We start from the raw sequence: 21,606 nt of genomic DNA, 5'->3' as shown, positions 1-21,606 counted from the left end.
ATGCCGCCGTCAGTCCGCGGATTTCGGTGCGTCACAGTATTTCCTGCCAGCGGTAGGGCAGGCGGGCGAAGGCGCTTGCGGCCAGGGTGCGCTCGAGGCGGGCTACGGAAGTGTCCTGGAACGGTTGGGCGATCACCTGGGGAACGTCTGCGTCGATCGCGGTGGTCTCGACGCTGTCGGTGAGCACGAGCCTGCGGGCGCTGCGGGTTTCGGTGTAGGCGCGGAAGCGGCAAGGTGCGCCGCGCGACGAAAGCCCTCTCCGGCATGCTCCTGCACCTCGGCCAAGCGGCCGCAACAGGCGCAGCAGCTGGGACGCTCGCGGCTGTCGCGAGAATGTCGTGGCGTTCGTGGTCGGAAGAGGCGGGCCGATCGGCAACATACTGGTCGGTCCAGGGGGGCGGCGAGCAGCGGGTGGGCGTGCTGCCACTGCTCTTCACTGCGGCGGCGGATGTAGGCGTGCACTGAGCCGCCCTGGATGTGGCCGGGCCGGATTAGGCGACTTCGGCGACGAGGTCGTATAACTTCTGTGGCCGCAATCGCGGCAGCGTCGCCAGTCGCGCGCGGGACTCGGCCTGGAACGCCCTGACGTCGTTGGCCTCGCACAGCGGGGTCTTGAATTGAATTTGATGACCAGTGGCAAATCGCCTTGACCGGGTGCCGGCCGCGGGCTTGGAAGTTCACGGGCGGCCAACCGCGCGGATTGTGACCGGGTCACGGTCCTGGTCCACTGAAGTGACCAGAGTCAAAGTCGGGTTCGCGCGGTGCCTGGCCGAGGTGGTAAGGGTCTGGGTTTGCACACGAATGCGTCTCCACTTCGCCGCGAACGCCGCGTCGGCCGGGGCACGGCCCGCGCACGGAAACGCTGCGACAAAGCCGTCCGTGTGCAGCGGCCGGTCGGCAGGCGCACCTGCGCGACCGGTTCCGGTTAACGGTCGAACATGGTGACCTCCGATGCACGGCGGACCAATCGCCCGCTACGACCCAATGATCGCCATCAATGCTGCGGTGAACGGAGTCGGGTCGACGTCAGTGCGGACGGCGAGCTGCTGGGAGTAGCCGTGGCATAGGGCCACGAAGGCTTCGGCGATTCGCGCCGCCTCGGCTGATTCCAGATGAGGGAGGAGCGCGGCGACCGCGGTGCGAAGATCGTCGAGCTGTCGATCGACGAGTGCGGCGAGCGGCGGGAACACCGCTGCCTAGGCGTAGATGTGCGCGACGAGTCTGGCATGGTCCTCCTCGCGGGCCATGGTGCGAATGTGTTCCAGGAAGTCACGCACGGACTCGGCGGTTAGGTCGGTGGGCAGCGCCTGTGTCGACTGCTCGCAGACGGCTGCGACAATCTTGTCCTTGCCCTTGAAGTACCGGTAGATCGCCCCGACGGAGAGGCTGGAGACGTCCCCAGGTCGGTCATGGATGTCCGGGCAAAACCGTGCGTGGCGAAGCGGGTGCGTGCCGCGTCGAGGATTTGCTGACGGCCGGCGTCGAGGTGCGGCTGCGGGACTTTCGGCATTAAGAACGACCATTCGTTCTATAATACTGGGCCGACCATACCCCATAGCTCGTTCGTTCACGAGGTTCTTGTGCGTTACCAGCTTTTCGGTCGAAGCGGCCTGCGGATCTCAGAGTACGTGCTGGGCGCGGCCACCTTCGGCTCGGAGCCCGCGGTCGCGGGCGTCGCGGGCGCCAAAGCGATCTTCGAAGGGTTCGTCGCGGCCGGCGGCACCACCTTTGACGTGTCCAACATCTATCGGAACGGCGAGGCCGAGTCGATCCTCGGCGACCTCCTCGGTCGCGACCGCGAAGACTTCGTGCTGATCACCAAGTACAGCGGGACTAGGCTGGCGGATGTACGGCCGGGCACCACCGGCAGCAGCCGCAGGACCATGGTCCGTTCGCTTGAGGACAGCCTGCGGCGCCTGAAACCGGCTACGTTCACGTCTTCACGCCATACTTCCCGGATGGGGTCACCCTAGTATAGGAGATTTTGGCCGGCTTCGAGGACCTGAGCCGGTCGGGCAAGATCCGCTACGGCGGGCTGCCGAACCTTCCGACGTGGCGGGTCCCCGGCGCTGCGGTCCGATTAAAGGCGTGCGGGCGGCTGGCCGGCATCCAGACCGAATACTGCCTGGCCAAGCGTTCCGGGGAGCGGGAGTTGCTGCCGATGGCCGAGGCTCACGGACACGGCGTCGTGCTGTACTCGCCGCTAGCGGGCGGCCTGCTGACCGGCAAGTACCGGCGTGGGGAGCCGGGTCGGCTCGCCACCCGGTCTACGGAAGCGGACGGTACCGCGGTGCTTGACGCAGTCCTCGCCGTTGCCGAAAAACCGGGACGGGTCCGGTTCGGGTTGCCATGGCGTGGTTGCGTAGGCGGGCGGCACGGGCCCGGACGTCGCTGATCCCCATCGTTGGCCCGCGCACTCCGACGCACCTGGCGGGTTACCTCGACGCGCTCGATGTCGAGCTCGCCGATGAGCAGTACGCGCTACTGGACGAAGTTAGCGCCGTTCGGCCGGGCATACCCCATGCGGACGTCGCGGCCGCGCTGGCCACGGCGTCGATGACGACCGGCGTCTTCTCGACCTGCCGCTTGTCCCCGTGCAGTGAATGATCCCTGTGTGGGCTGGGGCGCTAGGGGGCGGGCGGCTCTCGGCTCTGTCGTGGCCGGAGGGCAAGGAATTCGGCTCGGCACCGATGGTTGCCGGGTTGAGCGGCCGAGAGGTATCGGGTGTTGTGCCCGCGGGTGTCAGATTGTCACCGTGCGGTGCCGTGTGCCCATTGGGCGCGGTCAACGGCGGCTTCCGGGACTAGTCCGGCTCTCTTCACCCGCTGGCTCAGGCAACTGGTGTCGATCAGCTTCGGTGCGCTCGATCAGCCGAGTCCGGATACTTCTGATGCAGGCCCAGAAGACGTTGTCGTTGCCGGAGGTGCCGGGCGTGGCTGGCCAGCGGTCGGCCGTCGGCCAGCAGGTCGAGGCCAACCATCTCGGAGTAGGTGTCGCGGGTCGCGGAACGCGCGAAGTACAAGCACGCCACGTCGGCGACCGTCCAGTGGAGGAGCGCGCGGTTGAGACGAAAGAACCGGCGTAGCAGCTGGACGGGCGACTCCGGCTGTCCTGGCGCGGGCAGCGCCTGATCAGGTCGGCGTCACTGAAGCGGATCAAAGAGACGCATTACTTCCCTGTGGTAAGTAGCCTCCCTTGCGGGTAACCACTAGTCGTTCGATATATTTGCGCCTCGCTGACGGGCGGCTTATCCTGTCGTCCCATTAGGGTATGGCTTTGTCGATCGTGTTTCAAGCCAAGTTTTTGTCGCCACTTGGAGAACTTAATGCCTCAATCTGACCGGACCGCTCCGCGCGGTTCGAAGCGAAACAGCCGGAACTTATTGTTTGTCATTGGCGCTGTCATTGGAGTAGCGGTCTTGACTTTGGCTGTCGCGCGAGTGGGGGCAGCGAAGGCGACCGGCAACTCGGTGGTTCCGGCGCCGAGTGCGAACCTTGGCACGAATCCGACCGCAAACTGGCCGGACATCAAGCTGATGTCGGCTACGCAGGTGCTGAACCGGGCGGCCGACCTCAGTGTCAGCGCCGCCGACCAGCCGATTCGTCCCGGGCAGTTCCGATACGTCAACAAACACGCGTGGGTCATGAACACCATGCAGTTTGGTGACAAAATCGGCTACAGCTACCTTTGGGAGCAGCAGGACCAACGTTGGATTCCCGCCGATGAGCATAATGTTTGGCAAGAGACACGCAAGGTTTTGAACACCGGGAAGTTCTTGGGCGGTTCCGTACCGCAGGCGCAGGCTACCCAGCTGCCGCCGACGGACGTGGACCAGGGTCAATGGCAAGGCCGGTGCGGTGACTTCTTCCCGGAAGCGAAGCCACCCAAGAAGTGCGACGACTCCACTGACTGGGACAGCTCGGCGTTCTACGCGGCACTTCCCCGCGATCCGTCCGCCTTGTACGCGAAATTGCAGAGCCTCACGAAGGGGAACAGTGCGGCCCCGTCCGCGATGTTCAACGTGGGAATCCAGGTCCTTGAAGCCGGTATGATGCCGGCCGAGTTGCGCGCACAGTGGTATCGGGCGCTGGCGAAGATCCCAGGCATGGCGGTGCTGGCCGCGGAGACGAACCTCGATGGCCGCACTGGTGTCGCGCTCGGACTGGACGATGGCCACCAAATTCGGCAGCTGATCATCGATCCGGTCACCGGTCAGTTCATCGGCGAACGCCAGATCGCGGGTCCGCAGCCGGAGCAGTCGTGGATCAAGCCGAATACCGAGATCGGCAGCAGTGCGTTTACGACTGCGGTAGTCGATCAGCTGGGTGCTGCGCCAGCCAAGTAAGCGCGGGCTCGGCGCTGCGAGTTCGGGGTGGTCCTGGACGGTCACGGCAGAACAACCTGCGACCCGCAGGCCGCCGCTCTCGCCGGGAGGGAGAACGCCCGGCCGCGGTGAACCCTGACGATCGAGTCCACTATGGATATAGGATCAACCCGGCGTCGTCGCGCTGGTTCGTGCGGTTGGCGCCCAGCCGTGGAACGGCTGGGAACAGCTGGCCGATCGGTTCCGGAAGTACCAGCTCGTCGGGATCGCCTTCGCTCAGTGCGGGCTTCGCGCCGACGGCGACCTCGATCCATGCCTCCGTGCTGGTTGTACTTGATCGTGATGTTAACCAGGTTGGCGACCGGGCACGCCAACAGGTCGGGCTCACCTGGCACGTTCCTTTCTCTGCCAATTCGCGTCGTAGGGACAACTCTCCTTCGATCAGCTGTTCGACGTACCGCGCGAACGCCTGCTCGCGAGCTACAGGCCGCAGTGCTGCTGGACCTGTTGGCAGTGCTGGTTGACTTGACTGCTACCTGCCCGCGAGGGAGGAAGCCACACCAAGCATAACCCGTTCGACCGGCGTGAGCTCAGCTCGAGGCACCATCTGATCACCCACGCCGCCGACACCCCACTCGCCCGGACACTGACACAGACCGGTAGTCATTGCAAGGACGTCACCCAGCTCATCCTGCTACTCGGCGCTATACAACCGAATCGCAGCGTCGTCAAGCCACGACGCTGTCCACGTCGGCCCTTCGCCGACGGCGTTTACAATCACGACAAGTGTCCCGCCCCGGGTTTGATGGAGACGTCGAACACCCGGAGGATTCACAGTCATGGCGGCACCACGGAAGTACCCGGATGAGTTGCGGGAGCGGGCAACGCGTTTGGCGGTTGAGGCTAGGCGGGACCCGGTCTCGGCCGGTGGGGCGATCAAGTGGATCGCCGACCAGCTCGGTGTGCATCCGGAGGCGTTGCGGACGTGGGTGAAGGCAGGCCGAGACCTACGAGGGAACACGGCCGGGCACGACCACAACCGAGGCGGCCGCGGGTCGCGGAGCTGGATCGTCCGTCACGGTGAAGGTCGAGTTCGTCGACTCCTAGCGGGAGGAACACGGTGTTCAGCTGGTCCTGGAGGCACTCGAGCAGACGCCTGCCGAGATCGCGCCGTCATCAGTAGAACGCAATAGCATCACCGAGGTCCTTTCGAGCACGTTAAACTGACGAAGGGACATCGGCCCTGCCGACAGCGGGACGACGCGATCACGCTCGGTTTAATCTCGAGGTGAACGAGACACTCCAGGAGCTATGTCGAAGTCCTGCAGGACCGATGGGCGGTGGCCGTCCTCCCCGATGCGGGATCGCCCATCGGTCCCTCATTACTCCGTAATTACGCTGGGTAGGAAAATTTGGCTGGCGCTGTGGTTCACGTTTCCCGACTCGGTTCAGCGGCTGTTCGACCATCGCGTTGTAGCACGCTACAAGACTTCCCCCACCACACGGGGACACGCCTCTACCTATTGATTGTGAATCAATCGACCGGCTCTTAAATCGCCCTCTGCCGCGCAGGTCCAGTTCACCGCCTACGCGCGGCGGAATCCACGTCAAGCTCCTTCCCGGTCACTCCGCCCGAGTCAGGACGATCGCACTGATCGCTATTCCGGCCCCTGAGCTGATGAGGAGCGCGCATTCGCCGACATCGAGAAAGTCGCCATTGATTATAGCCGCGATGTTCGCGGCGGCATCGCCGGCACCTAGATGCCCCGTGTCGGCCCCGAATTCGACGTACCGTTCCCGCAGGTCGGCTGGCAGGCTGTGGACGACAATGGGGCGAACGACCAACGGCGACAGGCGGGGCGCCGCCACCACCTTCACCCGGCTTCGCCGACCCTGCGAGGTCAGACCGGCGTGGGCGAGAGCCACTTCCACCGCGGATGACACCGCGACGCGGAACGCTTGCGCGTTGGCGGCGAATCCGAAGGCATCCAGCTTTTCCTCCGTCGGCACCTCTTTCAGCGGGCGGTAGGGATGGTTCGAGGGATAGGTGGACTCGAGCATCGGGTTGCCGGCCGTCCCGATGGACCGGATCGCGAGGGGTCCACCGGTCGCGCCGAGCAGCACCGCGGTCGCGCCGTCGCCGAACACAGTGGTCGGCGCTGTCCGCCACCGGTCGTACGGCAGTTCCGAGAAGTTACCCGCGCTGACGCAGGCCGCGTGCCTCACGTCCGGGTCGGCCAGCATGTTCGCGACGGCGTGACCGAGCGCGGCCGCGCTCCCGTTGGACATCTGGGCGATTCCGATAGCCACCGCGCGTGTCGCGCCGGCGAGGCGGGCGATCCTCGACGACGGCGACCACGGCTCTTCCTCCACCGGTGTCATACCGGCGTAGAAGAGCAGGTCGATGGCGGCGGGGTCGACCGCCGCCTGCTCGAAGCACAGCCGGACCGCGTCCAAGCCCATCTGCCAAGCTGGGATGTCCCGTGCGACGGGAACGTCGCGGCATAACGCTCCCGCGAGCTGAGCCTCGGTGACGATCCCTGCGTCGGCTGCTTGGCCGGACGAGCAGCGCCAAGGAGGCAGCCACGTCTTGGCGGCGGAGATCCGCACCCTGCCGGCGACCTTCATTGAGACCCCGCTTCCGGCTCGAGGACAACGGGCAATGAGCTCAAGTGACGGTCTCCGAGGTTCGTGCTCCAGCGCAGGTCTTCCAGCCGGCCTGCGATGATGATTTGTGGATAGCGGACGAACAGGGCCTGCAGTGCGACCCCGGCGGCGGATCGGGCGAGGGGCGCGCCAACGCAGAAATGGGGGCCATGCCCGAAGCTGAGGTGCCGGGGCAACCGGATCCTGGTCAAATCGACCTCATTCGCGTTGTCGAACGCCCGGGGATCCCGGTTCGCGGCGGCCAAGGCTACGAGCACCGTCGCCCCTTGCGGGATCACGACACCGCCCAATTCGACGTCTTCCGTGGCGAAACGCCAAGAAGCAAAGGGGGCCGACGGGTGGTAGCGAAGCACTTCTTCGACGACGGCAGCGGATCCCTGCTCGCTTTCGAGCAGCCGGTCAACGAGGTCGGGGCGGGTGGACAGCACAGCGGCGCCGTACGCGATCAGCGTCGCGGAGGTGTTGGTGCCAGCAAAGATCACCACGGCCAGCATCGTCGTGATCTCCGAGAGACTCAGCTTCTTCCGCGGGTGGTAGTCGCGGAAAGCACGCTTGAGCAGCGTGCCGTCAGCTGGGAACTCGTCGTGTTCGGCGACCGCCCTCAGTACGAGCTGACGGTACCTTTCGTAGGCGTCCCGCATTTCCGGGGCCTGCGGGTCGGCGTCGCTCATCACGATCCGCGATGTCGAGACCAGCTCCGCCATCAACTCCGGCTCTATCCCGACTATCTCGCCCAGTACCGCGGCGAGTACCGGATTGGCGAAGCCGGTGACCAGATCGGGACGCGTGGCACGGCCGAGCCCCGTCACCCCGCGATAGATGATCTCTTCGACCTGAGCACGGCGTTGCTCGACCATCGATGGCGAGAGGCACTCGGCCAGCAATTCACGCAACCGGCGGTGCTCGGCTCCGTCGGTGTTCAGGGCGTGACGGCCGAGGACGGCGAAGGCGTCCTCGGGATGACGGCGTCCACCGAACGGACGCGACCCACCGGGCAGCTTGCGCGGATCTTTGACCAGACGGGAATCCAGCAAGGCGGCCTTCGCCTCGGCATAGCGGGCGACCACCCAGACGCGAAGGCCTGTGTTCAGCAAAGCTTCCTGGACACCGGAGTCCTCCCGCAACCCGTCGAGTAGGGTGTCGCTTTCCGCCTGGTTCGTCCTCATATTCAGCCGGAACGTCATTTTCGCCGACCCGCCGATCGGGCGAGGGTCGCCTCGACCAGCTCGGCCAGGTCCGACACAGTACGCGTGAAGACCAGGTCGTCACCGTTGATCCGCACGTCGAGATCGTTCTCGATGGCGGCGATAGCATCCATCAACCTCAGCGAATCCGCGTTCTCCAGGTAGCTGAGCTGGGAATCTTGCGAGATGTTCGCCTTTGGCAGTTCAAGAGCGCCGGCAAGGTAGCGCACAACGACGTCGAGCACCTCTTCTGTGGCCATCGATCGGCCCTCTCTTCCGTTCCGTACTTTCCGATCCCGGCGCCTGGACAACGAACGGGGTCAACCAGTGACCTATTGCGACGAACTGCGCTCGGCGAACTGACCACGCTGTTCGCTTCAGCACGAAGGCACAACACCTGCACCCGCGATCCGCCCCCAAGGCGGGCGCCGGCGCCGGGATCAGCCGGTTTCGAAGAGGCGACGGCCCACCTCGGTACGCTGCCATTTCCCACTGGTGGTGCGCGGCAACCAGCCCCGCTCAACCAGTCGTACCTCAACCCCCGCCAGGCCTAGTTCGCCCGCCACCCGAGCGCGGATCCGGCCGGCCAGGCCGGCCCGATCCGCGAGCGTAGTCTCTGCGATCACGACCATGCTTTCCTTCTCCTGGTCGGCCACCGCGACCACGTGGCGCTGGTAGATCCCCTCGACACCGCCCACGACCGCCTCGACGTCTTGGGCGTGGAAGTTCCGGCCGGCACAGATGATCATGTCCTTCTTCCGGCCAATGACATACAGTTCGTCATCCAGTAGGAAGCCCGTGTCACCGGTGCGGAACCAGCCGTCGTCGAAGGCGGTCCGGGTCGCCTCGGCGTCGTCCAGGTAACCCCGCAGCATGTTCGGCCCCCGGGCTTCGATTTCCCCGAAATATCCGTCGTTCAGCACAATTCCATCGGCGCTGCGAATACGGAGCTGAACATCCGGGAACGCAGGTCCCTGCGAAACGACCGGCATTGAACCAGCAGATCCTGCTTCCGTCATCTCGATCTGCCGACCGTCATCGAGGGACGCCCGTGTGACATTGACGATGCGTGCGACGTGGCCAGCCGCCTGGTAGGAGATCCCCACGCAGAATTCGGCCATGCCGTAGCCCGGGTTCATTACGCTCGGCCCGACACCCAAGGGCCCTAGCAGCCCGAGGAACCGGCGGACCGTGCGCGCCTGGACCGGTTCACCGGCGTTGACCGCGGTTCGCCAGGAGCTCAGGTCGATCCCTTGCAGTTCGCCGTCTGCGGCCGCCTTCAAGATCCGTTCGTAGGAAAAGTTCGGTCCCGTGAAGGACGAAATGCGTTCCCGCGCGAGGTAGCGCACGGTCTCGGCCGTTTTGCGAACGAAGGTCGCCGGCTTGACGACGTGGAGGTCGCTGCGGGTGAGCAGGTGCGTCAACAGGGTGACCAAGCCGAAGTCGTGGAAGAACGGTACCCAGAGCAGCGACGCGTCCGTAGAGAGGACGGCGCTTCGGCTCGCCGTGCCGCGGATACTCGCCAGCAGGGCACCGTGTTCGATCATCACCCCTTTAGGCTCCGAGGTACTGCCGGAGCTGAACTGCACCACGGCCAGGTCGCCGGACTCGATCGGAGGGCGCACGGTGGGCGGGGCGGCGCTCCCGCATTCACTGAGGGCAAAGAAATCCAGCTCAGGACCGGCTCCGCGCAGAGCCTCGATGCCGCCGTCGAACGGCGGCCCCACCAGAACGGAACGCACTCCGGCCTTCCTCGATACCCGCACCAGGCGGTCGAGGAAGACGCTTGGTTCGCTGCTCAGGCCCGGCGGCGCGAGGGGCACCGCAGTCAGGCCAGCCGCGAATGCTCCCAACAGCCCGTGGACAAACTCCGGGGAGTTGTCGGCCAGGATGCCCACCCGCCCGCCGTGATCTCGCCGGTCACCGGCGGGCACTCGAACGTCGGTCAGCACCTTGGCCACGCCGTAGGCACGACCCGCCAACTCACGGTGAGACATCCTCGTGCCGATTTCGGGAAACACCACGCTGCCCTCGGTTCGACCGGCCATCACCGAGACGAGGTCGGCCATTGTATTCGACGACGCCGTCTCGTCGCGCCAGGACACAGAAGATTGGGCTGAGTCGACCATCACCTCGGTTTCGACCACTTGCCAGTCCTTTCTGGGGACGTTACGAGAGCGGCCGCACGGACGAGATCTGATCGTTCCAGGGTCCCTGCATGAGCACGTCGTTGAAGGTCGACAGGTCAGGGATCGCCTCCCCCACGTGCACCATGAACGACTGACCCTCGCAATCGGCGTCCCGGTAGACCAGCACGCGGTGGTTGCTGCCGTTGTAAATGGAGGAGAACGTGTCGTTGAAGATCCCCGTCGTGTTGATGCAGGGATTTCCGACCTCCATGTCCACGAACACGGGGTAGATGGTGCCGCCGTAGTTGGTGTCCCCCCAGGCACAGAAGTTGTTGTTCCCTCGGACCGGGAAGTTGTTCTTGCAGTCACTTTGGGCCGCAGACGCCGGATTGGCACCCATCAAGACGGAACTTCCGGCGAGCAGCACCGCCGCCGCAGCCCCGGTGGCCAGCTTGAAAGAGGTGGACCAGGTACTCGAAGTCATGAGCGACATCCTCGATTCGGAGTGGAACTTTTGCCACTTGGTCAGGGCAGAAATAACTGAACAGTCGTTGTTTCAGGTCGATTTACTGCGATCCGGGACGTGAGCAGCGACGCACCAGTGGATTCGCATCTTTCCCAAGAATGGCATGAGCCACTGTCGCACTGTCGGCACGTTTCAGTATTATCACAGAGTGGCGGGTTACCCGCAAGGCGCACAACTTCCCATTGGGAACCGGCTCAGGTATGCGTCCTGCCCGATTGCCGCCTCCGGTCGGCCAAGGCGACGTGCGCGCGATGTCGAGATACAGCATTCAGTGGCTGACTTGTCTTGTGGGCAACGTTGACACTCGGGTGCGCATTCGCCAGTTTGGAGCTCCGACCCCACCGGCGGACGTGGGTGAAGCAGGCCGAGACCGACGAGGGAACACGGCCGGGCACGACCACAACCGAGGCGGCCGCGGGTCGCGGAGCTGGAACGTGAGGTGCGTGAGCTGCGCCGGGCGAACCAGAATCTTGAAGTCAGCGGCGTCCTTCTTCGCAGCGGAGCTGGATCGTCCGTCACGGTGAAGGTCGAGTTCGTCGACTCCTAGCGGGAGGAACACGGTGTTCAGCTGGTCCTGGAGGCACTCGAGCAGACGCCTGCCGAGATCGCGCCGTCGACGTACTACGCGGCCAAGTCCCACCCGGAGTCCGCCCGCACGGCATCCGACCGGGTGCTGGCGGAGAAGATCGAGCACGTGCACGAGGACACCACGGCGTCTACGGGGCCAGGAGGCCTGGGCCGAGCTGAACCGCCACGGCGTGGATGTGGCCCGGTGCACGGTGGAGCGGCTCATGCGCGAGACCGGGCTGCGTGGCCTGCTCCGGGACAAGGGCCCGCGCACGACCCGCCCGGCCGCCGACCAGGCGGCCAGGTGACCTGGTCGAACGCGACTTCACCGCCGCCGGGCCGAACCAGTTGTGGGTCGCGGACCTGACCTACGTCCGCACCGTCGGCGGCTGGGTCTACGCCGCATTCATCCTGGACGTGTTCTCCCGCCTGATCGTCCGATGGCAGGTCGCCACCAGCCTCTACGCCGACCTCGCCCTGGACGCGCTGCAGATGGAGCTCTGGCGCCGCCAGGCCACCGGTGCCGACCTGACCGGGCTGGTTCACCACAGCGACCGAGGAGTGCAATACCGAGCCATCCGCTACACCCAGCGCCTCGCCGACGCCGGCGCGGCCGCATCCGTTGGCAGTAAAGGAGATTCCGACGACAATGCGATGGCCGAGGCATTCAACTCGCTCTACAAGACTGAACTCGTCCGCAACAAAGGACCCTGGCAAGGCCTCGACGACCTGGAAATCGCGACCGTCGAGTACATCGACTGGTACAACAACCGGCGGCTGCACGGCGAGCTCGGGCACGTCCCACCCGCCGAATACGAAGCGCACGCGATGACCAACCCGGTCACCGCAACCCTGGAAACCAGTTAATCCAGTCTCTATCAAACCCGGGGCTTGACAAAGAGCCGAACTCCGCCGTCCGGGTGTGGTGGCGGTCGCATCCGGTCAGGCAGCGCCGGGTGACCGGGGACGGAGCGAGCCGCCGCTCGCTCCGTCCCTTCAGTAATCAGAACCCGGACAATCCGTTGGGCACGCCCACTCCGGTCGGAGCGTCCCAGCCCGGTTGCGCCACGCACAACGCCGGTGTGGCGGCCGGGCAGGCGTGTGCAGGGGCGTTCTGGCCCAGCGTCACGTCGGTGAACGCGCCCGCCGACGCGGTGTAGAGCGTGTTCGGCCCAAGTACCTGCGAGGTGTGGCCTCCCCGGCCGTACAACCCCGAGACGAACGGCGACGAAGCGCTTGTGCCCCCAACGACGAGCCAGTTCAGCGGCTGGCCACTGAACGGCGAATATGTATCGAAGACGGCGACACCGGTTGCGGGATCGGCGTCTGCGGACACGTCCGCGGACGCGCGGTGGCCGCCGCAGCTTGCGCTGACCGCTGCCGGAGCACCGATGGCCGCGGGCAGATCGGTCTCGCAACCGCTGCCCGCGCCGCCCCAGACGATGTCCGTGTAGTGGCCGCCGCTTTGCAGCAGCGACGTGCCCCCGACCGAGACTACCCACGGCAGGTTTTGCGGCCAGCCGGTGTGCTTGTCGCCCTGGTACCCCCCGTCACCCGAAGAGGCCAGGACGGCCACGCCCGGGTGGAACAGATCCAGACCTGGCTTTCCGAACTCGACGTCCGGGTAGCTGGGGAACTGGTAACTGATGCTGACCGCGGTCGCGCCTAGCCGGGCTGCGGTGTTGACCGCGTCACCGAAGTCGGCCATCGCGGCGTGGTCCTGAGCGGCGTCGCCGGCGACGGCGTCCCCGACGGGCACCTGCAGCTCGATCAGATCGCAGGTGGGGCAGGCTGCGGAGGCCATCTGCATGTCGAGCGCGGTTTCGACGGCGACGTACTCTTCGTGGACGACGTCCAAGAGCTCGGTGGCGGGCGCGAGCGGAGGGCCACCGTGCTGGTCCACGACCTTTAGGCAGCCGCTCGCAACGGTGCACGGCGGCAGCCCGTACTGCGTCCGATAAGTGTCGAGGTCGGACTCGAGACTGGGGTACGCCCCGGCGTCAATGATCGCGATGGTGCCCTTGGCGCCGGAGGCGGCGTCGGGCAGGTGATAGGCGGCGGCGAGCTCGTCGGCGCCATAACCGATCGGAACGGTGGTCGAAAGCAGGATTTTCGATCCTGGTGCGGCGGTCACCGCGTGGGCCTGGCACACAGCGCATGACTCTGTGGTGCTGTGAGCTTCGAGCAGCGTCCCATTGCGCACCTGCGACCGCAAGGACTGCACCTGCGGGAGGACGGTATGTGGATCGGCGACCGCTTGGGCGACTGGCATGCCGGCGCCGGCGCCGGCAACGACCAGGGCTGCGGCGAGCACGATGGATCTGCGGAAGGATCTCGGCACTTGTCCTCCTGACAGGGGCAGAACGGCGGGATAAGGAGAATGCGAAATCGAGAGAGCGGCGTACCCGCCGCGTGCTCAACCTTAACCAAGCCGCCTGCCACGGCAAGTGCCACATCAAATTCACGCGCCCACCGGCGCTTCCGTTTGTGCTTATTGGTCACCAAAAGGAACTGAGATTGAGTGATTTTCTCTGATTCGCACCGGAGTGCGTTGAGAAGGTAATGCTGCGAACAGCACTGGCAGAGCGAATTTTCGCTGTCTGTCGTCTGACCCCTGCGGCGACTGGCGTGACCAGGGGGCCAGTGCGATGGCACTGGTCGGTACCCGTCGTCAGCTGCGACAGGTGGCGGTATCGCGGCGAGGGGATCGGTTCGACAGAACCGCACGCGCGATCCGCCGCTTCCTCCTGGCGGAGACGGTCGCCAAGATCATCGGCACGTTGATGCAGTGGGAGCCTAGGTCGACCAAAATGAGTGGTACGCGGTCGCGTGCGGCGACCAGCCGACTCGACCCACGGAGCGCTGCCAGCGGCTGAGTGACCGGCAGGAGTCCGACTCTCCCGTTCTTGGCTGGAACCACAATCTCGCCGAGCAGTGCGTGTTGTTGCCCAGCACGTCGGCGCAACAGTTGCCTGACCTGTCGCCGCAGGTGGCCAAAAATTCTTGAGAACTCACGTCCCCGACGCTTCCGCGGGCGAATTGCCGTTCCCGGAGGAGGCTGGCACGTGGTGCCTGGGTCGCTCGACGACGCGTCGGCCTGAACACCGCCGCGCGCAGTGGGGTCCGGCTCCAAATCTCGCACTTGAAGGCCATGGGGCCGGCCAACCACGGCAAGGTGCGTGCGGCACTGCGCCGGATCAAGGCGGCGTCGGCCGCGGGCGTGGACGTCGCCTGCGACGTCTACCCGTACGCGGCTTCTTCGACCCGGCTCAGCTCCCGGCTGCCGGACTGGGCTCTGGACGGCGGGCCGGACGGACGCCTCCGGGACCCCGGCCTGCGGGGCGCCATCCGAGCGGAGCTCGGTGAGCGGATCGGCCGGACCGTGCTCCCGGCCGGGACGATCGTCGCCGATCTGCCCGCGGGGCCGTTCAGCGACCGGTCGGGTTCGTCGGTGGCCGAGATCGCCGCGGCGACCGCGCGCGAACCCGTGGACGTCATCCTGGACCTGCTGCGCGATCACCAGGGCGATGTGTGGATCGTCAACCACGCGATGGCCGAGTCCGATGTGGAGTTCGTGCTGGCCGACGAGCTCAGCTCCGTGGTCAGCGACGGATGGCTTCTCGACCTCGCTGGGGCCGGGCATCCGCATCCGCGGCATTTCGGGGCCTTCGCCCGGGCCATTGCCGAGTACCTGCGTGACCGCGGTGTGCTGGAGCTGGCCGAGGTGGTCCGGAAGCTGAGCGCTGCGCCCGCCGGCCGGATCGGGCTGTGCGATCGCGGTTTCCTGGCCAAAGGCAAGATCGCCGACGTGGTCGTCTTCGACCCGGAGCGGTACGCCGACACTGCGACCTACCGGCCCCGCTCTCGTATGCGATGGGGACCGTGCACGTGCTCCTCACGGGCCGGTTCGCCTCCGGGGGGAAGCCCTCAGTCCCGATCGCCACGGGCGGGTGCTGCGGCGGTAGCCCGGGAGAGCCATTCGTACCGGCGCAACGCCCACCACACCTCGCTGATTTCCTGCGCTGACCGCAGGGACAGCCCGGACAGCTGCTTCACCTGGTTGATCCGGTAGCGCAGGGTGTTGGGGTGGACGGTCAGCCGCCCGGCTGCCCACGCGGTGTTCATGTCGGCCGAAAGGTAGGCGTCGAGACTCGCGATCAGCTCGGCACCGAAGTCGCCCTGCGCCTGGAGGGGCCCGAGGATCTTCGCCACGAGCATGTCGCCGACGTGGCTTTCCGCCGCCACCGCGACGTGCAGGGACAGCCGCTCCAGGGTCTGCACTCCAGAGCGGTCGAACTGCCCGGCTACCTCCAGCGCCTGGGTCGCCAGGCGGAACGAACCCGGTAGATCGGGAAGTTCGACGGCGGGGCCGACCCCGAGGACCGGACCGTCGTGCGGCAGGGGACCGTCGGTGAGCGTGCCGGCGGCGTCACCGTCGACGACCGCGCCCACCGGCTCGAGGTGGTGCTGCTCGGCCCAGCGCAGGACGGCGGCCAGCGTGGCGCCCTCGGTGCCGGCGGCACGCGCCCGGAACGTGCGGTACCGGCGGCCCGCGACCAAACCGAACGAGCCTGCGTGCAGCATCAGTTCCGGGCCCCGGGCACCCTCCTGGAGCAGGCGGCGGACGAACTCGCTCCGTTGCGTTTCGGCGGTGCGGGCCATGTCGAGGTCTTCGTCGCGATGGGCGACGGCGTACTCACGGCTGACCAGGTCGTTGACCTCCCACAGGATGCGCACCGCCTCCAGCTGCTGTTCCGGTGGGATCCGCCGGGCCACCGCCGTTTCGACAACGAATTCCCGCAGCCGCTGGAACGACAGCCGGATGGCGAGTAGCACCTGCTCGATCGGGATGCCGGACCGCGCGCGCTCCGCTGCGACGGACACGTCGGGGACGTGCTCCGGCACCTGTCCGGCGATCAGCGACGCCGCCGCGGTCCCGATGTGCTGAACGAGCGAGCGCCGCAGCGATCCCACCTCGACCTTTGCGTAGTTCGGCACGGTACCGAGGATCGTCTCCGCGATGTCGGCCGCCAGCCGGCCGGCGTGCGCGCGCAGGTTGTCGGCGACCGGGCCGAACGGCCGAGCGCCGGATTCGCCGGATTCGCCGGTGTCGGCGACGTTTCCCATGAGGTCTCCTCGTCGTGTGCCGGGTGGAGTACAGCATCGCCCTTCTTGTGTCCACGCACAACCTGCGACGCCGAACATGAGGTCGTCGAACATGGTTAATCCACTCTAGCTGCGCATACGGTGGCCTTCGTTGTAGTGACGGCAAACGTAATTGTGACTGGGAACATCGACGGTCTCGTCAAAGGAGATGGGCAATGGTCGGCAAGGTGGTGGCGCGCCGACGACGGCGGCAAGCCGACGTTTCGGATGCGTCGCTCGCACGGGTCGCGGTGGCGAGCTGTGCGGGCACGACGATCGAGTTCTACGACTTCTTCGTCTACGGCACGGCGGCGGCGCTGGTCTTCCCGAAGGTCTTCTTCCCCGCACTCGGTGCCGCGGCCGGGGCGCTGGCCTCGTTCGCGACCCTGGGGGTCGCGTTCGTCGCGCGGCCACTGGGCGCGCTCGTCTGCGGCCATTTCGGCGATCGGTTCGGGCGCAAGAACACCTTGGTGGCAACTCTCCTGCTGATGGGGGTGGCCACCGTCCTGATCGGACTCCTGCCTTCGTCGGCCGCGATCGGCGTCGCGGCCCCGGTACTGCTCGCCGTCCTGCGGTTCCTGCAGGGCTTCGCGGTGGGTGGGGAGTGGGCGGGCGCGGCACTGTTCGCCGCCGAATACGCCCCGGAACGGCAGCGAGGGCGCTACGCCGTTTTCCCGCAGCTGGGTCCCGCGCTGGGATTCATGCTCGCCAGCGGGACGTTCCTGCTGGTCGACGTCGTGGTCGGTGCCGGCAGCGAGGCATTCCTCGCGTACGGGTGGCGCATTCCTTTCCTCAGCAGTGCAGTCCTGGTGTTCATCGGCCTGTTCGTTCGGATGGTCGTGGCCGAAACCCCGGCGTTCCGCGAGTACCAGGCCGAACTCGAAGCCGGCGGTGTGCGCCGGCCGGAGACCGCGCCCCTGCGGAAGGTACTGCGCACCCACCTGCGGCAGGTCCTGCTCGGCGGAGGCGTGCTGACGGTGCTGTTCGCCCTCTTCTACGTCGCCACCGCCTACCTCACCTCGTTCGGCACGTCGGCCGGTGGAGCGGGCTTGAGCCGGTCCACGGTGCTGGAGCTGGGCATCGCGGCGGGGGCGGTCCTCGCGTCGACCACGATCGCGGCCGGCGTCCTGTCCGACCGGATCGGCCGCCGCCGCACCATCATCGCCGGGTTCGTCATCGCGGTCCCGCTGGTTCTCGTGCTGTTCGGCTTGCTGGGCGGCGGCAGCGGCGTCGCTCTCGGAGTCACGCTCGCCACGATGCTCGGCGTGTACGGCGTCGCCTACGGGCCCGTCGGTGCCTACCTGCCGGAACTGTTCACAACGGACTGCCGGTACACCGGCGCCGGGCTCGCCTACAACCTGGGCGGGGTCCTGGGCGGCGCGGTGGTCCCGCTCGCCGCCGCCGCGCTTTCGGCTGCCCACGGCGTGTTCGCGGTCGGCGTCCTCATGGCCGGGGTGGCCCTCGTCAGCCTGGCGAGCGCCGTGGCCCTGCGGCCGCGAACGGAGGGGCCGGCATGAGCGGCGAGAAGCGCATCCTGGAGGGCGTCCGGGTCCTGGACCTGAGCCGGCTGGCCCCAGGCCCCTACTGCAGCATGCTCCTGGCCGACCTGGGTGCCGAGGTCGTCATGATCGGTGGTGGGCGGACGGGAGCGCCGATTCCGGCGCTGCGCCGGGGCAAGCACGCGATCGAGCTGGACCTCAAGTCCGCAGCGGACCGCGCCTTGTTCGACCGGATGGCCGCGACCGCCGACGTGGTGCTCGAGAGCTTCCGGCCCGGCGTCGCTTCCCGGCTCGGTGTCGACCACGCCCGGCTCAGCCGCCTCAACCCGCGGATCATCTCCTGTAGTCTGACCGGTTACGGGCAGGACGGCCCGCTGGCGCCCCGTGCCGGGCACGACATCAACTACCTCGCGATCGCCGGCGCGCTCGGGACGTTCGGGCCCCCGCAGGCGCCGCCGGTGCCCCCGCTGAACCTGCTCGCCGACTTCGGTGGCGGCGGCCTGCTCGCCGCGTTCGGCGTCATGGCCGCGCTGTTCGAACGGGAACGGTCCAGCCGGGGACAGCACGTGGACGCCGCGATGGTCGACGGTGTCCTGTCGATGATGGCGATGCCCTTCGCCGACTGGGGAACTCCGACGTTGCCCGGCCGCGGCGAAGGACTGCTCGCCGGGACCATGCCGGCCTACCGCACCTACGAGTGCGCCGACGGCCGGTACGTCGCCGTGGGCGCGCTGGAGCCGAAGTTCTTCGCGCAGCTGTGGTCCGGACTGGGACTGGGCGAGCCCGAAGACGCTCCCGACCACCTCGACCCGCGCGAAGCCGAGAGCCTGACCCGCACTTTGGAAGCGATCTTTCTCGGCAGGACCCGGGACGCGTGGGCCGCGCGGTTCGAAGGCGGCGACGCCTGCGTGACGCCCGTGCTGGAGCCCGGCGAACTCGCGTCCAACCCGCACATCGCGGCGCGGCATCCGGGGTTCGCCCTCGACCGGGTTCCCGGCGTACCGCGATTCTCCCGCACGGCGGCCGTACCCGGCCGCGCACCGGACCGCGGCGAGACCACCACCGCCCTCGTGCGCCTCGGTTTGACTCCGGCTGAGGCGAAGAGGGTCAGCGCCCGGCCCGGCGGAGACGGCGGCGACCTGAGCTGGCCGCCGGTCACCATCCAGGAAAGGAAGAACTGAGTCATGACCGACTCCATGTCCGATGTCCACGCTGATTTCCGGGCCAGTGTTCGCCGGCTCGCGGCGGATCGCATCGCGCCCTATGCCGCGGACGTCGACGAGAAAGAACGTTTCCCCGACGAAGCCTGGCAGGCCGTTGTGGACGCCGACTTGGCCGGCCTCGCCCATCCCGAGCACCTCGGCGGATCCGGAGCCGATCTGCTTTCGCAGGTGATCGCGGTCGAGGAGATCGCCGCGGCCTGCATGACGACCTCGCACGTCCTGCTGGTGAACTGGGCCGGGACGTGCACGATCCTTTCCGAGGGCTCGGCCGAGCTCCAGAAGCTGGTGGTCCCCGAAGTCGCGGCCGGGCGGGCCGGCGCGGGCTGGTGCCTGACCGAGCCGACCGCGGGCTCGGACGTCGCCGGGCTCACCACCACCGCGACCGAAACCGGCGGAGGCTGGCTGCTCACAGGCCGGAAGCGGTTCATCAGCAACGCACCCTGGGGCGACTGGTACGCGGTCCTGGCGAAGACCGGTGAGTCCCGGCACGGCGTCTTCATCGTCCACCGCGACGACCCGGGGCTGTCCTTCGGCCCGCACGAGCGGAAGATGGGCCTGCGGGGCAGCCCGACCGCGGACGTGATCCTCGACGGTTGCTTCGTCCCCGACCTGCGGGTCGTCGGTGACCCGGCCGAGGGCTACCGGTACATCATGGCCGAGCTCAACGGCAGCCGCGCGCTCATCGCGGCGCAGGCCTTGGGAGTCGCGCAGGGCGCTTTCGACGCGGCTCTCGCGTACACCTCCGAGCGCGCCCAGTTCGGCCAGTCCATCTCCCGGTTCCAGATGATCAGGGGCATGGTCGCCGACATGGCGGTCCGGCTGGCGTCCGCTCGCGCGCTGCTCTACGAGGCGGTGGCGCTCATCGAGGCAGGCCACCCCGAAGCCCGCGCCCGCGCATCGATGGCGAAGCTCCTTTGCAGCGACAACGCCATGTCGGTCACGACGGACGCCGTCCAGCTCTTCGGAGGCTACGGGTTCACCCGCGACTACCCGGTCGAACGCATGATGCGCGACGCGAAGATCACACAGATCTACGAGGGAACCAACCAAATCCAGCGCCTGCTGGTGGCCAAGGCAGCCTACGCCGTGGCAGGTGTGGCATGAGCCGCGCGCTCGCCGGGATCCGGGTGATCGAACTGTGCGAGGTCATGCAGGGGCCGCTCGCCGGGCAGACCCTCGGCGACCTCGGCGCCGACGTCGTGAAGATCGAGCGCGGGCCCCGAGGCGACATGATGCGCGCGCTCGACCGGCACGCGGCCGACCGTGGCCTGACCTCGGCCTACTTCGTGGCACTCAACCGCAACAAGCGCAGTGTCAGCCTCGATCTCAAGGCCGCGGCGGGGATGAAGATCCTGCATCGGCTTCTCGCGAGGGCGGATGTGCTGGTGCACAACTACCGTCCCGCCGCCGTCCGCAGGCTCGGCCTGTCTTATGCGAACCTCGCCGACCGGTACCCGCGCCTGGTATACGCCAGCGCGTCGGGATTCGGTGACCACGGGCCACTGGCGCACAAGCCCGGCCAGGACATGCTCGCCCAGACGGTCAGCGGCCTGGCACGGGCGGTCGGCGACGCGCGGCTCGACTCATACCTCAACCCGACCGCTCAAGTCGACTACGCCTCGGGTGCCGGGCTGGTCCAGGGAATTCTCGCGGCGCTGTTCGAGCGGGAACGGTCCGGGCGCGGGCAGCAGGTCAGCGTCAACCTCCTGGACACGGCGCTCGCCATGCAGATGATGGAGGCGGCGGCGCAGACCAGGCACGGCACCGAACTCAACTGGGTCAGCCAGTGGTACGGCGGGACGTTCGAGACCGCCGACGGTGTCGTCACGGTCCTCGGGCTGTTCCGCGACAACGCCGTCGGCTTGCTCTGCACCGCACTGGAGGTGGACGACCTCAGCGCCCGCCCGGACTTGGCGACGCCCGAGCTGCAAGCGCGCAACCGCGAGGTGGCCAACGCGGTGTTGGCGCCCGTGGTGGCCCGCCTGAGCACGGAAGAGGCGTTGGCCCGGTTCGAAAGCGTCGACCTGCTCTGCGCGCCGCAGCTGAGCTTGGCCGACGCACTTCGGCAGCCCCAGGTCGTCGCCAACGACCTCCTCGTGGAAGTCGGGGTGGCGGGGGAGAAGCCCGCGCGGGTGGTCGGGTATCCCATCCGGTTGTCGCGGAGCCCGGGCGAGGTGCGCCGCGAGGTTCCCGCGCTGGGGCAGGACACGCGAGACGTCCTCACCGAACTAGGGCTCGGCGCCGGCGAGATCGACGCGCTCGACGCGGAAGGCGCGATCCGCCTGCCCGCGACGAAACCGCCCGTCACCGCCCACCACTGCGTATCGGGGTACCCGGAATGA

General features: G+C 67.2%; 21 protein-coding genes and 2 pseudogenes. 12 read left to right on the top strand and 11 right to left on the bottom strand.

The window, feature by feature from the left end:
• Nucleotides 1–31: 31 nt before the first annotated feature.
• The 4 genes and pseudogenes from BLV96_RS50410 to BLV96_RS50400 all read right to left on the bottom strand — a co-directional run bounded on the left by BLV96_RS50410 (nt 32) and on the right by BLV96_RS50400 (nt 1,523).
• Entirely contained in the window at nt 32–187 is a 156-nt protein-coding gene (locus tag BLV96_RS50410) for a hypothetical protein (RefSeq protein ID WP_208608535.1), read from the bottom strand.
• Between the two features lie 197 nt (nt 188–384).
• Nucleotides 385–605 (bottom strand): annotated as a pseudogene (locus BLV96_RS51420) (hypothetical protein); the annotation flags it as partial.
• A gap of 369 nt (nt 606–974) precedes the next feature.
• A complete protein-coding gene (locus tag BLV96_RS50405) occupies nt 975–1,190 on the bottom strand; it encodes a hypothetical protein (protein ID WP_208608534.1) in 216 nt (71 codons plus the stop codon).
• 6 nt (nt 1,191–1,196) lie between these two features.
• Nucleotides 1,197–1,523 (bottom strand): hypothetical protein, encoded by a 327-nt coding sequence (locus BLV96_RS50400; protein ID WP_208608533.1) that lies wholly within the window; start codon nt 1,521–1,523, stop codon nt 1,197–1,199.
• Between the two features lie 57 nt (nt 1,524–1,580).
• Here BLV96_RS50400 and BLV96_RS51415 point away from each other — a divergent pair, with 57 nt between their 5' ends.
• The 5 genes from BLV96_RS51415 to BLV96_RS51615 all read left to right on the top strand — a co-directional run bounded on the left by BLV96_RS51415 (nt 1,581) and on the right by BLV96_RS51615 (nt 5,517).
• Nucleotides 1,581–1,973, top strand: coding sequence for an aldo/keto reductase (locus BLV96_RS51415; protein ID WP_208608532.1), 393 nt, complete (start codon nt 1,581–1,583; stop codon nt 1,971–1,973).
• An 11-nt stretch (nt 1,974–1,984) separates the two neighbouring features.
• Entirely contained in the window at nt 1,985–2,395 is a 411-nt protein-coding gene (locus tag BLV96_RS51410; RefSeq protein WP_208608531.1) for an aldo/keto reductase, read from the top strand.
• Entirely contained in the window at nt 2,350–2,607 is a 258-nt protein-coding gene (locus BLV96_RS51620; RefSeq protein WP_208608530.1) for a hypothetical protein, read from the top strand. Before BLV96_RS51410 ends, BLV96_RS51620 begins: the two co-directional genes overlap by 46 nt.
• A 706-nt stretch (nt 2,608–3,313) precedes the next feature.
• Nucleotides 3,314–4,345 (top strand): CU044_5270 family protein, encoded by a 1,032-nt coding sequence (locus tag BLV96_RS46850; RefSeq protein ID WP_279627580.1) that lies wholly within the window; start codon nt 3,314–3,316, stop codon nt 4,343–4,345.
• Between the two features lie 818 nt (nt 4,346–5,163).
• Nucleotides 5,164–5,517 carry a transposase gene (locus BLV96_RS51615; protein WP_086672098.1) on the top strand — a complete coding sequence of 118 codons (354 nt, stop codon included), beginning with the start codon at nt 5,164–5,166 and terminating at the stop codon, nt 5,515–5,517.
• Nucleotides 5,518–5,947: 430 nt separating this feature from the next.
• On the opposite strand, the gene BLV96_RS46840 is transcribed toward BLV96_RS51615, so the two are convergent.
• The 5 genes from BLV96_RS46840 to BLV96_RS46820 all read right to left on the bottom strand — a co-directional run bounded on the left by BLV96_RS46840 (nt 5,948) and on the right by BLV96_RS46820 (nt 10,788).
• On the bottom strand, nt 5,948–6,952 hold the full coding sequence (locus BLV96_RS46840) for a beta-ketoacyl-[acyl-carrier-protein] synthase family protein (protein WP_086672100.1): 1,005 nt from the start codon (nt 6,950–6,952) through the stop codon (nt 5,948–5,950).
• Nucleotides 6,949–8,175, bottom strand: a complete 1,227-nt coding sequence (locus tag BLV96_RS46835; RefSeq protein WP_086672102.1) for a cytochrome P450 — start codon at nt 8,173–8,175, stop codon at nt 6,949–6,951. The genes BLV96_RS46840 and BLV96_RS46835 overlap by 4 nt, the downstream gene beginning before the upstream one ends.
• Nucleotides 8,172–8,435, bottom strand: coding sequence for an acyl carrier protein (locus BLV96_RS46830; RefSeq protein WP_086672104.1), 264 nt, complete (start codon nt 8,433–8,435; stop codon nt 8,172–8,174). Before BLV96_RS46830 ends, BLV96_RS46835 begins: the two co-directional genes overlap by 4 nt.
• Nucleotides 8,436–8,615: 180 nt before the next feature.
• Nucleotides 8,616–10,322 (bottom strand): AMP-binding protein, encoded by a 1,707-nt coding sequence (locus tag BLV96_RS46825; RefSeq protein WP_086672106.1) that lies wholly within the window; start codon nt 10,320–10,322, stop codon nt 8,616–8,618.
• A gap of 22 nt (nt 10,323–10,344) precedes the next feature.
• Nucleotides 10,345–10,788 carry a peptidase inhibitor family I36 protein gene (locus tag BLV96_RS46820; protein WP_158104064.1) on the bottom strand — a complete coding sequence of 148 codons (444 nt, stop codon included), beginning with the start codon at nt 10,786–10,788 and terminating at the stop codon, nt 10,345–10,347.
• A 602-nt stretch (nt 10,789–11,390) separates the two neighbouring features.
• Here BLV96_RS46820 and BLV96_RS51405 point away from each other — a divergent pair.
• Complete coding sequence (locus BLV96_RS51405; protein WP_086672110.1) at nt 11,391–11,705, top strand: IS3 family transposase; 315 nt, start codon at nt 11,391–11,393, stop codon at nt 11,703–11,705.
• Nucleotides 11,593–12,264, top strand: a complete 672-nt coding sequence (locus BLV96_RS46810) for an IS3 family transposase (RefSeq protein ID WP_086672111.1) — start codon at nt 11,593–11,595, stop codon at nt 12,262–12,264. Before BLV96_RS51405 ends, BLV96_RS46810 begins: the two co-directional genes overlap by 113 nt.
• Nucleotides 12,265–12,400: 136 nt before the next feature.
• On the opposite strand, the gene BLV96_RS46805 is transcribed toward BLV96_RS46810, so the two are convergent.
• Nucleotides 12,401–13,738 carry a S53 family peptidase gene (locus BLV96_RS46805; protein WP_091390437.1) on the bottom strand — a complete coding sequence of 446 codons (1,338 nt, stop codon included), beginning with the start codon at nt 13,736–13,738 and terminating at the stop codon, nt 12,401–12,403.
• 810 nt (nt 13,739–14,548) lie between these two features.
• On the opposite strand from BLV96_RS46805, the pseudogene BLV96_RS51510 reads away from it, so the two are divergent.
• Nucleotides 14,549–15,169: pseudogene (locus BLV96_RS51510) on the top strand (N-acyl-D-amino-acid deacylase family protein); the annotation flags it as partial.
• A gap of 155 nt (nt 15,170–15,324) precedes the next feature.
• Here BLV96_RS51510 and BLV96_RS46795 read toward each other — a convergent pair.
• On the bottom strand, nt 15,325–16,524 hold the full coding sequence (locus BLV96_RS46795) for a PucR family transcriptional regulator (protein WP_086672114.1): 1,200 nt from the start codon (nt 16,522–16,524) through the stop codon (nt 15,325–15,327).
• 194 nt (nt 16,525–16,718) lie between these two features.
• Between BLV96_RS46795 and BLV96_RS46790 the strand changes: the two genes are divergently transcribed.
• From BLV96_RS46790 to BLV96_RS46775, 4 genes are read left to right on the top strand one after another with little or no spacing between them, the layout of a single operon-like run.
• Nucleotides 16,719–18,059, top strand: a complete 1,341-nt coding sequence (locus tag BLV96_RS46790) for an MFS transporter (protein ID WP_086672116.1) — start codon at nt 16,719–16,721, stop codon at nt 18,057–18,059.
• The gene (locus BLV96_RS46785) at nt 18,056–19,222 is read left to right on the top strand and encodes a CaiB/BaiF CoA transferase family protein (protein WP_086672119.1); all 1,167 of its coding nucleotides are present in this window, start codon (nt 18,056–18,058) and stop codon (nt 19,220–19,222) included. The genes BLV96_RS46790 and BLV96_RS46785 overlap by 4 nt, the downstream gene beginning before the upstream one ends.
• 3 nt (nt 19,223–19,225) lie before the next feature.
• Entirely contained in the window at nt 19,226–20,368 is a 1,143-nt protein-coding gene (locus tag BLV96_RS46780; RefSeq protein ID WP_244180984.1) for an acyl-CoA dehydrogenase family protein, read from the top strand.
• Nucleotides 20,365–21,606, top strand: a complete 1,242-nt coding sequence (locus BLV96_RS46775; protein WP_086672121.1) for a CaiB/BaiF CoA transferase family protein — start codon at nt 20,365–20,367, stop codon at nt 21,604–21,606. The genes BLV96_RS46780 and BLV96_RS46775 overlap by 4 nt, the downstream gene beginning before the upstream one ends.

The sequence above is a fragment of the Amycolatopsis pretoriensis genome (assembly GCF_900107925.1).
Taxonomy (GTDB): Bacteria; Actinomycetota; Actinomycetes; order Mycobacteriales; family Pseudonocardiaceae; genus Amycolatopsis; species Amycolatopsis pretoriensis.
Note: the sequence above shows the minus strand (reverse complement) of the source record. Positions and strands in the feature narration are given on the sequence as shown.